This window comes from Sphingorhabdus sp., assembly GCF_046292425.1.
GTDB lineage: Bacteria > Pseudomonadota > Alphaproteobacteria > Sphingomonadales > Sphingomonadaceae > Sphingorhabdus_B.
Genome location: NZ_JBKBQV010000004.1, coordinates 35,304 through 50,270, shown reverse-complemented (window position 1 = coordinate 50,270; position 14,967 = coordinate 35,304). Strand labels below are relative to the sequence as shown.

Sequence of the window (14,967 nt, the reverse complement as noted above, 5' to 3'; positions counted from 1 at the left end):
CTCAACTTAGTCCGCCATCATAGACTTCATCTTGTCGAGCGCTGCCTTTTTAATCTGGCAGACACGCGCCGCGCCGACGCCTAAGGTCTCGCCAATTTCGTCAAGATTCAGCTCTTCGACGAAATAGAGCTGAAGAATCAGCGCTTCGCGCTCGGACAATTTCGACAGATTATCAATCAACGCCGCCCGTAACTGCTCCTTTTCGAGCATCGTATCAGCGCCATCGGAAATATCGGCAAACCACATGTCATGGTCTGAATAGCTGTCCTCAATGGATTCCTGCCCCATGGGCTGAGTCGAAGCCTCCAATGCGAAATATGCTGACGGCTCAAGCCCCGTCGCGTCCACCATTTCGGCATCGCTTGGCCGACGCATATATTCCTGCTCAAGCCGTGCACGAATGCCTGCAAGATACCTGCGGTTGGCCATCCCGGCCCTGCCCATACGTGCATCACGGCGCAGAGCATCGACCATATTGCCGCGAATTCGCGTTGCCGCATAAGGCGCAAATGCAATACCGCGATCCTCGAAATTTTGCGCGGCTTCAACCAGTGCGATGAGGCCGATTTGAATCAAGTCCTCAACCTCAATGGCGGAAGACATCCGACTGTGCACATGCCATGCAATTCGGCGGACCAGCGCGCTGTGCGCTTCGATGAGCCGCGCCGGATTATCGGTTTGTGGCGTTGGATAAGCGTTTCTGGCTTCAATCAGCATAAGGTTCTCCATTTTCTTGCGCCGCATCGCTTGCGGCGGGTTCGGGCAGACGCCCGGCGCCGCCCACGACGGCAATCACATCGACCTTTTTGTTTTCGGGAATTTCGAGGAACGACAGGACAGCCACGTCGCTGAACTGCGACCGCAAAAGACGTCCAACGGCGGCGCGGCAAAGCGGCGAGGTTATGACCGCAAAGCTGCGCGCGGCGACCAGCATTGGCTGAACTGCGTCATCGATGACCGAAATGATACGCCGGGCAAGTTCCGGCTCAAATGGCCAGCCTGCTTGCGGTGCCGACTGGACCGACTGCACCAAAAGCGATTCCAGCGCGCTGTCGAAGGTGATCGCTGGCAACGGCATTTTGACCGGAACAATGGTCTGGACAATCAGCCCGCCGAGCCGCTGGCGCACTGCTTCGACAAGATCGTTCATTTCCAGATTGCGTGGCGCAAGGTCCACCATGGCTTCAGCGATGCGTCGGAAATCACGTAATGGCACGCGTTCAGCAAGCAAGGCGCGACACAATGTCGTGACGGCTGCGAGAGTGTAAGGCGCAGGCGTCAACCCGGCGGCAAGCTGCGGATAGCTGTCCTTGAGATTGTTGATCAACGCCTGCGCGTCGTCCATGCCAAACAATTCAGCCGCCGATGCACTGACCAATTGGTTCAAATGGGTGGCAATGACCGTTGCGGGATCGACCACGGTATAGCCGGCAGCGACGGCATTGGCACGTTCCCGCTCTGCTATCCACAGCGCATCAAGGCCAAAGCTTGGATCTTTGACGGCCCGTCCGCTGATACCTTCGAGGCAGTCGCCTGAATCGAGTGCGAGCAATTCATTGGCCCATGCCTGATCTTCGCCCACAAGCACGCCGGATATACGGATCTGATATGCGTTTCCAGGTAGGGACAGATCATCGGCGACCTTTACCATCGGCATTACAAAGCCGAATTCGCGCGATAGCTGACGGCGGATGGCGGTCACCCGGCCCATCAACGCTGCGCCTTTGCGCTCGTCGACCAGGCTGACAAGACCATAGCCAAGCTCAAGTGTAATCGGTGCGACGTCAGCGACTTCATGCCATTCAATTAGGTGACTCGGCGCGGCATCGGTGATTGGGTCTACCACGCGTACGGGCGCCTTTTCCGCCTGCCGCAGGGTCCAGTAAATTGCACCGGCCACAGCGGCAGCCGGAAGGACAACAAGTTGCGGCATGGCTGGCACCATCCCCAGCAGCGTAAGAATACCCGCAACGGGTCCCCATGCCCGCGAGAAACCAAATTCGCTCGAAATCTGGCCAGCAAGATCAAGCGGCGAAGATACCCGCGTGACGATAGCAGCCGCGGCAATGGACAGCAGCAAAGCCGGCACCTGCGCCACTAGCGCGTCACCGATAGCGAGCATGATGTAGGTTTGTGCTGCGTCGCTGAAGCTCAGGCCATGGCTCACTGTCCCCAATATCAGGCCGCCAAAGATGTTGACGAACAATATGAGCAGGCCAGCGACGGCGTCGCCTTTTACAAATTTGGATGCACCATCCATGGATCCGTAAAAGTCGGCTTCGGTTGCTACATCTTGACGCCGGGCCTTTGCTTCGTCCGGGGTAAGGAGACCCGCATTCAGATCGGCGTCGATCGCCATCTGTTTGCCTGGCAAGGCATCAAGCGTAAAACGTGCGGATACTTCGGAAACACGGCCTGCGCCTTTGGTAATAACGACCAGATTGATGATCATTAACACCGCGAACACGAACAGACCGACAATGTAATCGCCGCCGATCAGGAACGCGCCAAATGCTTCAATAACATGCCCGGCTGCCGCCGGTCCATTATGGCCGTCGACAAGCACCACGCGGGTGGATGCGACATTCAGCGCCAGACGGAATATTGTTGCAAGCAACAATACTGTGGGAAAGGAGGAAAAATCCAGTGGCTTGGCCACGTTCATCGCCACCATCAGCACAGCGAGGCTGATCATGATGTTCACGATAAAACCGACATCCAGCAACACTGCTGGAACCGGCACGATCATCAGCATGACCAAAAGCAAGATAGCCACGGGCAAAGCGTTGCCCTTTAGCACCGAGAGCGGCACAGCGAACATGGTGTTTCCGGTCATACCGTCAGTCCAGACAGGCGCTGATAGGCCCTGCGGGCAAAATCAAGGTCGAGTCCCTTGGGCATTTTTTCCATATCGGCCATTGCCAGGGGTGCCCGGCGAAGCGATGTCGTCGCAAAGCGTTGCTGCGTGCTAAAATTCGTCGGAAAGGTGCTTGAAGGTGCCGTGTCCATCTTCGCCAAAAATCCGCTGCGAATATCGCTCAGGCTGCGTGCTGCGCCGTCGGGACGGTAGAATATGGACCGGTTCGCGGCGGCGGCTGCTGGAAATAATGGCGCTGCTGCCTGGTTTGGGTCCGCCTGCATGGCATTCAGAAAGTCACCCGCACCCTTGGCACCAAGGAAGTGGGCAAGATACAGGTCAACCGCTTCCGGATTGGCATTGATCCGCGATTGCAGATAGTCGTTATTATCCGAGGCCAGTTCGGCGGCCATTACAGCCGCTGTCTCCGGGTGCGTCCGCAGGTTAAGAATCTGGCTGCGCATGTTTGGATCGGCGACTGCATAGGCACCATTGCGGTTTTGCGTGATCGCTCCCGAAGCCCAATCGAGCCCATGCGCGGGCCCGTGGCGTTTGAGGGTCGCGAGCCAGGTCTGATTTGTAAATTGATACAGACCAGTGGCGCTGGACGTCTGCGCACGGGCGTCTGGCCGCATTCCGCTTTCCAGCTGTGCTTGGTCCATCAGATAATCGAAAGCAACGCCTGTGCGGGCAGAGGCGTCGGCGATAGCCGCAGTCACGCGCTGCCGCCCGGCGGTCGCGGAAATAGGGCCAGTCATAGGGGCGTCTTCGTGTTCATGCCCTATACAAAGCAACGCTCATGCCAATTGCGCAAAACGTTGCATTTCCGCGCTATCGCGGCCGAATTGCATATGTGTGTGGAGATGTTCGGCCGCGAATTTCGGCCAGCCGGTCAATTTTCTGGCGGTTCCAGGCCGTCAGATATTTGACCCGGATTCGCGCGGCTTCAGCCTGTTTCATGCCATAAGCGAGTTGCTCGGCGTCAACCGGGCGGTCGTCTTCGGGCAAGGCAGCCAATACATCAGCCAGCGCCCGCGAAGCGGCAACTACGGCGTCCGCATCAAACGCATCAAGCGCAGCGATGAGGTCGGTTTGACGCGCAATGATGATGTCAATCATCAGCTCAGCCTGGATTGTGCAATCCGAAACGAATGACACCATCCGCAATGGCGCCCAGATCAATACGGTAATTACCGCTGGCCATCGCTTCTTTCAGAGAGGCTATTTTTGCAGCATCAAAGGGAGGGCCTTTTTGCGCCAGAGCACTGGCAAGGCTGATATGATGCGCAGCAGGTTGAGGAGCAGGCGCCTTATCATTGCGCAACGCGGTGCCATCCGAAACCAATTTCGGGGGAACACCTACCAGTTGAAGCGGTTTTGACGTGACCGAATGAACCATGATTTTGCCTTTTCGCGAAGCTGTCGGAAAGCTGACAGCTTCAACGGAAGTACAAACGGCAACAGATTCAATTTATTTAGCATTAAAATGTCGCAAGGCCGCGGGCTTTCGCGACAGCAGTCATCGGCGTGGGCGATGTCAGCGATTTGACACGGAAGGATTGCCCCGCAGCGGCATCGTCCAGTGCGATCATTTGCGTGGATACGGCAAAGCCAGGCCCACTTGTAATGCACTCCACCATGTCACCTTTGCGGATGATGATGTGTGCAACTTTGTCGGTCGCGCCGGCCGCGCGGACTGGCACACGCAAGCGCCAGCCAATGGCCGGGCAGCGCACAATGACGGCATCCCCAACGACAGGCGCAATAATCGGATTTTCCGGACAGCGTGCAAGCTTCAGCCGTTTGTCGAGAGGCTCTGCATTCGCGTGAAGTTGAATATTCTGGTCGAGAATTTCCAGATTCTCAAATTGGGCCGACGTGGCGGCGAATAACATCAAGAGGCTTAACATGTTCACTCCTTCGGATATGATATCCCAGAAGCAGCAATCATCGTGCCAATTGCCCGAAGACTAGATAATCTCGGCAAGGTGCCTGATCAGAACTGGATCGGCAATCAGCCCCATATGGGTGCAATGCTCCTCCACCTGCACATCGCTTTCCCCTGGTAAGCCACATGCAGCGCAGGGAGCGACGACCCCGTCGCGCGAGGACCATATGGCAATTGTTGGCACCGGAGGTTTGCGGGACAAATTCACGCTTATTGGAGGTGTATCCACCTTATGTCCGGCAATCAATTCATATACCCGCCAGCCATTGTTGCTTCGTGGGCCACCAGAAAAGGGCGTGCCCAGCGTAATCACCTTTGATACCCGATGCGGAGCATGTTTTGCATATTCGCGTGCAACAAGCCCGCCGAGGCTCCATCCGATCAAGGTCACGGGCGCGTCCGTCTGCATTTGCGAAATGCGGTCGTCCATCCGTTCCAATATATCGGACACGATACCTAGATTCCGGCCCATTCCCCAACCCCGGCAAACGAACCCGGCATTGGTCAGTGACTTGCGTAGCCTTGCGGTTGTTCGGTCCGATGCCATGAACCCCGGGATAACCATGACTGGCCGCCCCCCACCATCAAGGTCCAGGGCAACCGCTGGCGCAAATGCTGCGCGCGTTCGCGTTAACGGAAACAAGAGGGCCTCGCGCGCCAGCAGGGAAAAAGGCGGCGGTCGCTCATCCAGTGCAGGACCCGTCACAGGGTTAAGTTACGCGCCTCAAGACGCTGTCTCCGCACCTTCGGGCGCGGGCGACTGAACCGGTGCTGGAACCGTCACTGGCACGACAACTGGCCGGATCAAAGCCATCTGGTCCAACCGGTCCAGTGCCTTACGTGCATCGCTGAAGCGTCTTGCACGGACCATCCAGGATTGTGCAGCAGAGGCGCCAGGCATGGCGGCAACTTCTTCCATCGCGGCTGCCACATTCCCGGCCTCCACCAGGGCTTGCGCGCGGACCAAACGTTGCGCTGGGGCCATCGCAGCCCCGCCGTCCCGGCGCAGCACAAAAAGCTGCGATAATTCACGGTTCACGGTTGCCCAAAAGCTGCTGTCGCGATCGCCGCTCAACAACACGGGTGCCAGACCGCTTAATTCGGTCTGTAAGTTATCAATCGTCACGGGTGCCTGCGCGGCGGAAATGACCGTCGCCACCGCCTGCGGCTGTGTCGCGCCGAAACGGAGCCGCAATTGTTCGGCCAGATATCCCAAAGGCGCACCATTTTCGAGGGTGCGGCGCACTGCATAGGTCAGTAAAAGCCCTTCACCGCGCACTGCGTCGCCTGATATGGCAGAATCCGCGACATAAACCGGCACGACTTGATCGCTCACTTGGGGCGTTGTTCCAGCAGATGGCGGCAGCACAGGCGCAACATTCCCGGTGGCAGATCGCGTGTCACCTCTATCCGGTTGCGACGCGTCGACCGCAGTGGTACCCGTCAGCACTCCATATTGGCTTGCCAGCCACCATGTCGCAACTCCCCCGCCAGCGAACGCAAGCAGAAGCAGAAGCATGATATGCTTCAGTCTCATCCTGCCACGCGGACCCGGTTGTGCCGTTTGAAAGTCGGTCATGTCAGTCCCTAGATAGTCGGTTTGCGTTCAGTTATGCAATGTGCCGTGTAAGATGGCACTGGATGGCATCCAACAATGCGGCATCATTGGGCGCCTCTGCAACAATTATCGAAGCCCAGCCGTCCCCAGCTGAAGCCGCAATTGCATTCGAAAAAGTGGCAAGTGTGATGTCGGCAGGCAATAGTCTCAAAGAATTGCAAAGGCTCGCAAAATGCGCGGCAGCACGCGACGAGTGTAGGATGACGGCATCACTCTGGATCACATTAGCGGCAAAGTCATCCGGCGTTTTCAACGCAACGCTTCGGTAGACAGTTTCAATGTCTATGTTGACACCATTGATGTGCGGGACAGGGCTGTGATCTTCGCCCGCCAGCCACAACAGCCGTTTATGTCCATCGGCCACGGCGACCGCAGCCAGCGCTTCGACGCCCTCGGACCCGATTTTCGCAACGGGAACGGACAATTTATCAAGCGCACTCGCGGTAGCCCGTCCAACGGCATAAATTGGTAGGCGATAGTCGCTGGTCAAGAATTCGGCTGCGGCGCGCGCAGCGTTGCCGCTGGTCAGCAAGACGGCATCATAGCCATCAGCAGAAGCGCGCTGCATGGGCAGATGATCAATCGCGAATAACGGCATAAGAACCGGGTCATATCCTGCCGCACGAAGTCGGTGGGCGGTTGCATCCGCCCCCGGTTGCGGCCGGATGATCAGTAACTTCAAGATGCAAACATGCCCCGCAGATCGGCGCTTGCTTTGCCTAGCAGTTCTTCTGCAAGCTGCGCCGGGCCATCAGTGCCCATGGCATATAGCCGCTCACCCGATTGCAGTTCGCTACCATCTGCCGTAAAAATCTCCGCACGCAACCTGATCTGTGCATCTTCGATGCGTGCCAATGCCGCAACCGGCGAATGGCAATTGCCACCCACCGCAGCGAGAAAATCACGCTCGGCATTGACAGCGACAAACGTGTCGGGGTCGTTTATCGCCTCGACTATTGGGATAAGGTCCTCGCGGCTGGACAAACGGTCGATGCCGACTGCGCCTTGTGACGCCGCTGGCAAAAATGCATCAAGCGACAGTTCAGCGCCGACTTCGGCCATACCCAGACGGTCAAGCCCAGCCGCCGCCAGCAAAGTCGCATCCGCGTCGCCTGCCTCAATATGCGCAAGCCGTGTCGCAACATTGCCGCGCAACGGCACGATTTGTAAATCGGGACGCACCCGCTGCAACTGCGCCGCGCGGCGTGGACTTGATGTGCCGACACGCGCGCCCTGCTTTAGGTCATCGAGGGCCAGTGCGCCGATCAACCGGTCGTGCACATCGGCGCGGGGAAGCATCGCCGAAATGACGAATATATCCGCGCGCCATGTTTCGACATCTTTCATTGAATGGACCGCTATATCGATCTGGTCGTCCATCAGCGCGCGTTCCAACTCCTTGGTCCAAAGCGCCTTTCCGCCAATATCGGCAAGCGGCCGGTCCTGAATCTTGTCCCCTGTTGCCAGCATTGGGACAAGTATGACCGCCTCATCTGGCAATTGATGCGCCCCTTTAATCGCGGCCATGGTCATCTCTGCCTGGGCCAAAGCCAGCGGAGAACGGCGGGTTCCGATGCGTAGAGGACGGTCGGCTGTAAATTTACTCATTGTCATGCGACTTGTTCATAGCGACACGTCCACCTATGGGAAAGCACAATGGCAATCATCCTCGGTCTTGAATCAAGCTGCGACGAAACCGCAGCTGCAATCGTGTGTTCTGACCGCAGGATGCTAAGCCATGCGTTGGCGGGCCAAGAGGACCATCACCGCGCCTTTGGCGGCGTCGTTCCCGAAATCGCGGCCCGCGCGCATGTCGAACTAATGACTCCGCTGGTTGAAACGGCGTTGGCGGATGCTGGCCTCACGCTCGACGACGTGGACGCGATTGCAGCGACCGCGGGCCCCGGCCTGATTGGCGGGGTCATGGTCGGATTGGTCACAGCAAAGGCACTGGCGATGGCGGCAGGCAAGCCGTTGATCGCGGTAAACCATCTTGAAGGCCATGCCTTATCGCCCCGGCTGATCGATCCTGATCTTGAATTTCCCTATCTGCTTTTGCTGGTGTCAGGCGGCCATTGTCAGTTGCTTCGGGTTAACGGTGTCGGCGATTATAACAGGCTGGCAACCACCATCGATGATGCCGTGGGCGAAGCATTCGACAAGACCGCAAAGATTTTGGGCCTTGGCTTTCCGGGCGGACCAGCAGTCGAACGGGCAGCCGTCATTGGTAACGCCAAAAATGTGCCTTTGCCGCGACCATTGAAAGGCGCGGATGAGCCGCATTTTTCCTTTGCCGGTCTCAAAAGCGCTGTCCTGCGCGCCCATGAATCGGGTCAGTTCAAGGTTGAGGATATCGCTGCATCGTTCCAGCAAGCCGTGATTGACTGCCTCTATGACAGAATCAGCTATACGCTGAACCGCATCACCCCGCCGGCGGCCTTGGTAGTCGCAGGCGGCGTTGCCGCCAATGTCCCCATCCGCGAAATGCTCGAGACGCTCGCTGCGCAGCGTGGCATGCGCTTTGTTGCCCCTCCCTTGTGGTTATGCACCGACAATGGCGTCATGATCGCCTGGGCGGGTGTGGAACGGTTTGCGATGGGTCTCACCGACGGGTTGGACTTTGTAGCGCGGCCCCGCTGGCCGCTTGATCCAGACGCAGCGCCCGCCCGTGGCGCGGGAGTGAAGGCATGAGTCTTAGTAAATATCCAGTAGGTATCATCGGCGGCGGCGCATGGGGCACTGCGCTTGCGGCGGTCATGGCGCAAATCCATGACCGTGTCCTGCTTTGGGCCCGTGAAGACGATGTGGTTCGGAGCGTGAACGCGCAGCAGGAAAACACCCTTTTCCTGCCGGGCACAGCATTATCGCCCCGAATCGAGGCAACGGCCGATCTCTTGCGCATGGGCGATTGCGACGCACTGCTGGTTGTCACCCCGGCGCAGCATGTACGCGCGACATTGACGGCCCTGCCCACAACGCAAGCGCCGCTTATCTTGTGCGCAAAGGGCATTGAGGCTGAGACCCAAATGCTGGTGTCGGACGTCGCAGCCCAAGTGCGTCCGCACAATCCAATCGCAGTGCTCTCCGGCCCCACATTTGCGCATGAGGTAGCGGCGGGAAAACCCACAGCCGTGACGCTTGCCACGACAAATCAGGCGCTTGGTTCGGTCCTGATGCGCGCAATTGCGACACCGTCATTTCGTCCATATTGGTCCAGCGACGTTGTCGGCGCAGAAATTGGCGGTGCAGTTAAAAACGTGCTCGCGATTGCGTGTGGTGTGGTCGATGGTGCCGGCCTTGGCTTAAATGCACGAGCTGCGTTAATCGCTCGGGGCTTCGCTGAGATGCAGCGTTATGGCCTTGCACGCGGTGCAAAGGCAGAAACGCTGGCTGGGCTATCCGGGCTGGGTGACCTTGTTCTGACATGCAGTTCGGAAAACTCGCGTAACTTTTCTCTGGGCCGCGGACTTGGGCAAGGCCAAACGTCGGAAAGCCTGCTTGCAGACCGCAAAACAGTGGCCGAAGGCGCGTTTACCGCGCCGGTACTTTTACGCTCGGCTACCGGGCTGGATGTAGAAATGCCCATTGTTGCAGCCGTTTGCGCCCTGCTGGCAGGAAAGGCCACAGTCGGTGCTGTCGTGACCGATTTATTGGCCCGCCCATTGAGGCCCGAAAGCTGGTAACGGCGGGTTAAATCCGCTAGCCAGCCAATAGGGGGCATCACTTGACAACAGTCAGAACCGATGAAGAGGACATTCAGGCGCTTGCCAAGGGCGGTCGCACAAATGTCTTTGGATTTGTGCTGCGGCTGGCGGCACGTATCCCGTTCCTGTTTATCGCTGGACGGCTTTATGGGCCGGAGGCGCTTGGCCGCTTTGCTTATGCATTGTTGATCGTTGAATTCGCCGCGCAGCTTGCATCGCTTGGTCTGCGCAGGGGACTGGCGGAGCTGCTGTCAAAGGATGACCGGCCCCACGCGCATATCATTGCAGATGCGCTACTGGCAGCCATCGCGGCGTCTGCGCTCGGCGCCGTTTTCCTGATTCTCTTGCCACAATTGATGTTTCCCAACAGCGGGATAACGGGTCTGGACCGCTTCCTGCCGCTTGCCATCTTTGCGATTGTCGCAACTGACATCGCATTATCTGCGCTTGCCTATAAGTTTGACATTGTCTCAACCGTCCGGGCGCGCGCCATTGTGGAGCCCTGGACGATCAGTATCGCGGCTGGCCTATTCTATTTCTATTCCGCCCGTGATGGGCTGATCTTGGCCTATGTCGCCTCGCTGGTGGCAGCGCTGCTTTTTGCGCTTTGGCCCTTGTGGCGCAGCTATGGCCTGCCACGTGGATGGCGCCCCAGCCTGACGCGCTCACTCGGCATCGCACAGCGCAACCTGCCGCTGGCCGCAGCAGACGCAGCCGAATGGGGCAGCAGGCGACTCGATCTGGCAATATTAGGACTATTCGCCTCGCCAGCGGTCGTTGGAATATATTATGTCGCGCAACAGGTTGCGAGCCTGCCGCAGAAGCTTAAAACAAGCTTTGACCCGATTTTGGGCCCAGTAATCACGCGCAATCTACAGACGAAAAATTATGCTGAAATTGCCAAGCAGGTCGGGCAAGTCGGTTTCTGGATAATCGCTGCACAGGCAGGGATCGCGTTGGCGCTTGGCATTCCCGGCGAAGCCGTGATGGGGCTGGTCGGACCACAATTTGTCGGCGGCACCGGGGCGCTAGCCTTCTTGCTGGCAGCCGAGGTCGCCGCCGCCACTGCCGTGGTGAGCGAATCTGCGCTGGTATACATGGCACGTCACCGAAACCTGTTGATTTCGCTCGGGATGCTGGTGGTCCAGGCTCTGGTAAGCGTTGGTTTGATCATTTTGGTGGGCGACCTGCCCGTAAGACCAGAATATGTCGGTCTATATCAGGCGGCGGCGGTCGCCTGCGGCCTGATGATTTCGCTCGGCATAGGATCGCTGATTAAATCGCGGTTCCTGTCGAACTTGCTTGGGCAGCGCATTCGGGTGATGCGCGGGGCTTTGATTGCGGCCATTGCCGCTGCGGCACTGCTTGGCGTCTTGATCGTCAGCGTGCCTGCACGATTTGAATGGGTGGAACTCACGATCGGCATTCCGGCAATCCTGGGCCTTTATGGCTGGATCATCTGGCGATGGGGCTTTGGACCTGAGGACCGGGTCTTGTTCCGCAAGAAACGCGATTAACCCAACCGTTTGGCAACCAGATCGGCAATGTCAGCTTCTGGCCGCGCGCCATAATGCGAGATAATCTCCGCTGCGCACACCGCACCCATCGTCAGGCATTCCGCCATTGGACGGCCCTGTGCAAGACCGGCAAACACACCCGAGGCAAACAAGTCGCCAGCACCTGTTGTGTCAACCAGTTGGGCAACGGGCTCAGCGCGGACTTCAGTGCGCACACCATTTTCGATTGCAATCGCGCCATGTTCGCTACGTGTGCAGACGAGCAAGGGAACCTTCGCCGCAATAGCAGCAACAGAGGCTTCGAAATCCTCGCTGTTATTCAACGCGCAGATTTCGACTTCATTGGAAAACAAAATATCAATGCGGCCAGCGTCCATTTCGGCGAGGAAATCTGGGCCGTGGCGGGAAATTACAAATGCGTCGGATAATGTCAAAGCCACCTTGCGGCCCGCCGCGCGGGCAACATCAATCGCGGTGCGCATGGCAGCGCGGGGTTCTTCGGGATCCCACAAATAGCCTTCGAGATACAAAATCGCCGCGCTTTCGATCAGCGACTTGTCGATCACCGATGCGGGCAGATATTGCGAAGCACCCAAGAAAGTGTTCATCGTGCGCTGCGCATCAGGTGTGACCAAAATATAGCAGCGCGCGGTCGAAGGCGCGCCGTCGCGGGCAGGAATATTGAAATGGATTCCGCCGGCACGAATGTCATGCGCAAAGACTTCACCCAACTGGTCGTTGGCGACTTGCCCGATAAATGCCGTTTTATGACCCAGCCGCGCAAGGCCAGCCAAAGTATTCGCGGCTGAACCGCCGCTTATTTCGCGGGCAGGCCCCATATGCGCATAAAGCGTTTGTGCGCGCTCTTCGTCGATAAGCTGCATGCTGCCTTTGGTGAGGCCTTCGCTGATGATAAAACTATCGTCGGTGTTGGCGATGATATCAACGATGGCATTGCCGATTGCGAGGACGTCGAAACGGGTATCAGTCATGAAGGTTCCTATTTAAGCCAAGCGCGCCCTAGTGGGGTTGGACATTTCCGGCAAGCGCTTTAGAACGGCGGCATGATCCAAGCGCTTTTGCTTTCGTTCCAAAGCCTGACTGACCGACGCGTCGCTGCTGTATTGGTCAAGGTGGTCCTGCTGACGATAGTAACTTTTCTCATTTTGGGTGTGGGCTTATGGTTCGCATTGCAGTGGCTGTTTGCCTGGCTGAACCTAAGCGATGACGGCTTGTGGTCCGGCCTGCTGTCACTAGCGATCCTTATCCTTTCCGGCGTCCTTCTCTTCCGCGTGGTTGCGGTCGCAATCACTTGGATTTTTGCCGATGACATCATAGATGCTGTGGAGAACAGACATTATCCTCAGCACGCCGCCTTCGGCAAACGACCAAACCTAAGCGCGGGGTTGCAGATGGCAATAAGGTCAGTTGCGCGCGTTGTGGGCTATAACCTGCTGGCACTGCCACTCTATTTGTTACTGTTGTTTACCGGCATTGGCACCGCAATTGCATTTCTGTTAATCAACGCGCTGCTGCTGGGCCGTGATCTTGAAGACATGCTCATCGCACGGCACGGCGCCAAAGGCGCAATCAACAAACTGCCACGATTGCTGCTGGGCCTGCTCGGTACGGCCGGAATGCTGGTACCGTTCGTCAATCTGCTGGTGCCGGTTCTGGCAACGGCCGCGGCCGTTCATTTGGCACATTCCGGGAATACATCATTATGAAGCAAGCTATTCCCTTAACCGCAGCCGCCTTGCTGCTTGCGGGCTGCGTTTCGGCGCCTGAAGCGCGTGCGCCAGCACGTCAGCCGGCACCTGTGGAACGCACCACCGCATCTCTCCCTGCCCGACCCCTGATTTCCGTCCGCGGACTTGAAGGCGTTATAGGCAAGGATATCGCCACGTTAAAACGCATGTTTGGCGAACCCCGGCTTGATGTTGTCGAAGTGTATGGCCGCAAGCTGCAATTCGTTGGCCAGCCCTGCATTCTCGACGCATTTCTATACCCTGACGGAAAGGGCGGCCGTGAAGTGGTAACTTATGTGGATGCGCGGCGAAGCGATGGTGCAGCAGTCGACCGGGCATCTTGCGTGGAGGCGTTACAACGCCGCTGAAACACTGACCGGATGATACCGACACATTCGGCTCGGGCAAAGTACGGCCAATCAACACGCAATCACTTGCGCGTCCACAAGCGCCCATTCAGCACGAACCGACGGGTCCTGCTCTTCGGTGAGCAGCCGCTGCCGTGCTCGCAGGAGCGCATCAGGCGCGAGGCGCGACAGGGCCCATATCGCTGCGCCTCTAACTACAGGCGCAGGGTCGGCCAGTAGCGCTTCGATTTGCGTGATCAATCCTCTATCCCGACCATTGCCCGCCGCAATCAAAACATTGCGGACAAACCGGTCACGGCCGATCCGTTTAATCGGCGATCCTGAAAACAGCTTGCGGAACGCTGCATCGTCCAGGGTCAAAAGGTCAGCAATCTGCGGGGCAACGAGTTCTGCCCGCGGCAGGAACGCCTTGTGCGCGGCCGCGGCTGCCGCAAATTTATTCCATGGGCAAACCGCCAGACAATCATCGCAGCCATAAATATGGTTGCCCATCAACGGGCGCAATTCGGGGTCAATGGGCCCTTTATGCTCAATCGTCAGATAGGAAATGCAACGGCGGGCATCGACACGGTAGGGCGCCGGGAAGGCGTTGGTCGGGCAAATATCCTGACAGGCGCGGCAAGATCCGCAACTGTCACCTGCCGCTATTGCGGGTTCCAGTTCGGCGGTTGTGTAGATTGCACCGAGGAATAGCCAACTGCCATGTGCCCTGCTCACGACATTGCTGTGCTTGCCTTGCCATCCAAGCCCGGCTGATTGCGCCAATGCCTTTTCCATCACGGGCGCTGTATCAACGAAGACCTTCACCCCAGCCCCCGCCTCATGCGCCAGCCATCCGGCCAGACGCTTCAGCGCGCCTTTTACGACATCATGATAGTCGCGCCCCTGCGCATAGACGGAAATGCGCGCGCGGTCTTCTTGGTCTGCAAGGATCATGGGGTCGTGCGCCGGAGCGTAACTCATGCCGAGCATGATAACGGATTTCACCTCCGGCCATAGGATGTCCGGACTGGCCCGTTCATTGGCGCGGCTTTCCATCCAAAGCATATCCCCATGGAGCCCGTCTTCCAGCCATTGACGAAGACGCGCGCCGGCAAGCGGTGCAAGGCGGCCGGGCGCAATGCCAAAAGCAACAAAACCTTCGCTTGCTGCCCTGTCGCGCAAAGCGTTAACTAATTTTGTCTTGTCTCTCTTCACGCGCCAACCC

General features: G+C 57.9%; 17 protein-coding genes. 5 read left to right on the top strand and 12 right to left on the bottom strand.

All coding sequences use genetic code 11. The features are described 5' to 3' along the window. Positions 1 to 6 precede the first annotated feature (6 nt). The 10 genes from ACK4S7_RS01820 to hemC form a co-directional block, all read right to left on the bottom strand. Complete coding sequence (locus ACK4S7_RS01820; RefSeq protein WP_409643927.1) at positions 7 to 717, bottom strand: sigma-70 family RNA polymerase sigma factor; 711 nt, start codon at positions 715 to 717, stop codon at positions 7 to 9. Next, on the bottom strand, positions 707 to 2,836 hold the full coding sequence (gene flhA, locus ACK4S7_RS01815) for a flagellar biosynthesis protein FlhA (RefSeq protein WP_409643925.1): 2,130 nt from the start codon (positions 2,834 to 2,836) through the stop codon (positions 707 to 709). Before flhA ends, ACK4S7_RS01820 begins: the two co-directional genes overlap by 11 nt. Beyond that, complete coding sequence (locus tag ACK4S7_RS01810) at positions 2,833 to 3,615, bottom strand: lytic transglycosylase domain-containing protein (protein WP_409643923.1); 783 nt, start codon at positions 3,613 to 3,615, stop codon at positions 2,833 to 2,835. The genes flhA and ACK4S7_RS01810 overlap by 4 nt, the downstream gene beginning before the upstream one ends. A gap of 73 nt (positions 3,616 to 3,688) precedes the next feature. Next, positions 3,689 to 3,976 (bottom strand): hypothetical protein, encoded by a 288-nt coding sequence (locus ACK4S7_RS01805; RefSeq protein WP_409643921.1) that lies wholly within the window; start codon positions 3,974 to 3,976, stop codon positions 3,689 to 3,691. Positions 3,977 to 3,980: 4 nt separating this feature from the next. Continuing rightward, positions 3,981 to 4,256: a flagellar biosynthesis anti-sigma factor FlgM gene (gene flgM, locus ACK4S7_RS01800; protein WP_409643918.1), complete on the bottom strand. Its 276-nt coding sequence runs from the start codon at positions 4,254 to 4,256 to the stop codon at positions 3,981 to 3,983. Positions 4,257 to 4,338: 82 nt separating this feature from the next. Then, positions 4,339 to 4,767 (bottom strand): flagella basal body P-ring formation protein FlgA, encoded by a 429-nt coding sequence (locus tag ACK4S7_RS01795; RefSeq protein ID WP_409643916.1) that lies wholly within the window; start codon positions 4,765 to 4,767, stop codon positions 4,339 to 4,341. Between the two features lie 60 nt (positions 4,768 to 4,827). Continuing rightward, positions 4,828 to 5,511, bottom strand: coding sequence for an esterase/lipase family protein (locus tag ACK4S7_RS01790; RefSeq protein ID WP_409643914.1), 684 nt, complete (start codon positions 5,509 to 5,511; stop codon positions 4,828 to 4,830). 18 nt (positions 5,512 to 5,529) lie between these two features. Further along, positions 5,530 to 6,384 carry a hypothetical protein gene (locus tag ACK4S7_RS01785; protein WP_409643912.1) on the bottom strand — a complete coding sequence of 285 codons (855 nt, stop codon included), beginning with the start codon at positions 6,382 to 6,384 and terminating at the stop codon, positions 5,530 to 5,532. 31 nt (positions 6,385 to 6,415) lie between these two features. Then, complete coding sequence (locus tag ACK4S7_RS01780; RefSeq protein WP_409643910.1) at positions 6,416 to 7,105, bottom strand: uroporphyrinogen-III synthase; 690 nt, start codon at positions 7,103 to 7,105, stop codon at positions 6,416 to 6,418. Further along, positions 7,102 to 8,031 carry a hydroxymethylbilane synthase gene (gene hemC / locus ACK4S7_RS01775; RefSeq protein WP_409643908.1) on the bottom strand — a complete coding sequence of 310 codons (930 nt, stop codon included), beginning with the start codon at positions 8,029 to 8,031 and terminating at the stop codon, positions 7,102 to 7,104. Before hemC ends, ACK4S7_RS01780 begins: the two co-directional genes overlap by 4 nt. Positions 8,032 to 8,079: 48 nt before the next feature. Here hemC and tsaD point away from each other — a divergent pair, with 48 nt between their 5' ends. Genes tsaD through ACK4S7_RS01760 form a run of 3 tightly spaced genes read left to right on the top strand, consistent with a single transcriptional unit; the run spans position 8,080 to position 11,644 of the window. Continuing rightward, complete coding sequence (gene tsaD / locus ACK4S7_RS01770) at positions 8,080 to 9,114, top strand: tRNA (adenosine(37)-N6)-threonylcarbamoyltransferase complex transferase subunit TsaD (protein WP_409643906.1); 1,035 nt, start codon at positions 8,080 to 8,082, stop codon at positions 9,112 to 9,114. Continuing rightward, positions 9,111 to 10,106: an NAD(P)H-dependent glycerol-3-phosphate dehydrogenase gene (locus tag ACK4S7_RS01765; RefSeq protein WP_409643904.1), complete on the top strand. Its 996-nt coding sequence runs from the start codon at positions 9,111 to 9,113 to the stop codon at positions 10,104 to 10,106. Before tsaD ends, ACK4S7_RS01765 begins: the two co-directional genes overlap by 4 nt. 41 nt (positions 10,107 to 10,147) lie before the next feature. Continuing rightward, entirely contained in the window at positions 10,148 to 11,644 is a 1,497-nt protein-coding gene (locus ACK4S7_RS01760; protein WP_409643902.1) for a lipopolysaccharide biosynthesis protein, read from the top strand. Here ACK4S7_RS01760 and ACK4S7_RS01755 read toward each other — a convergent pair. Further along, entirely contained in the window at positions 11,641 to 12,636 is a 996-nt protein-coding gene (locus ACK4S7_RS01755) for an adenosine kinase (RefSeq protein ID WP_409643900.1), read from the bottom strand. The two genes, ACK4S7_RS01760 and ACK4S7_RS01755, sit on opposite strands and share 4 nt — an antisense overlap. 72 nt (positions 12,637 to 12,708) lie before the next feature. On the opposite strand from ACK4S7_RS01755, the gene ACK4S7_RS01750 reads away from it, so the two are divergent. Then, positions 12,709 to 13,371, top strand: coding sequence for an EI24 domain-containing protein (locus tag ACK4S7_RS01750; RefSeq protein WP_409643898.1), 663 nt, complete (start codon positions 12,709 to 12,711; stop codon positions 13,369 to 13,371). Continuing rightward, complete coding sequence (locus tag ACK4S7_RS01745; protein ID WP_409643896.1) at positions 13,368 to 13,760, top strand: hypothetical protein; 393 nt, start codon at positions 13,368 to 13,370, stop codon at positions 13,758 to 13,760. Before ACK4S7_RS01750 ends, ACK4S7_RS01745 begins: the two co-directional genes overlap by 4 nt. A 51-nt stretch (positions 13,761 to 13,811) precedes the next feature. On the opposite strand, the gene queG is transcribed toward ACK4S7_RS01745, so the two are convergent. Then, positions 13,812 to 14,957: a tRNA epoxyqueuosine(34) reductase QueG gene (queG, locus tag ACK4S7_RS01740; RefSeq protein ID WP_409643894.1), complete on the bottom strand. Its 1,146-nt coding sequence runs from the start codon at positions 14,955 to 14,957 to the stop codon at positions 13,812 to 13,814. Positions 14,958 to 14,967 lie beyond the last annotated feature (10 nt).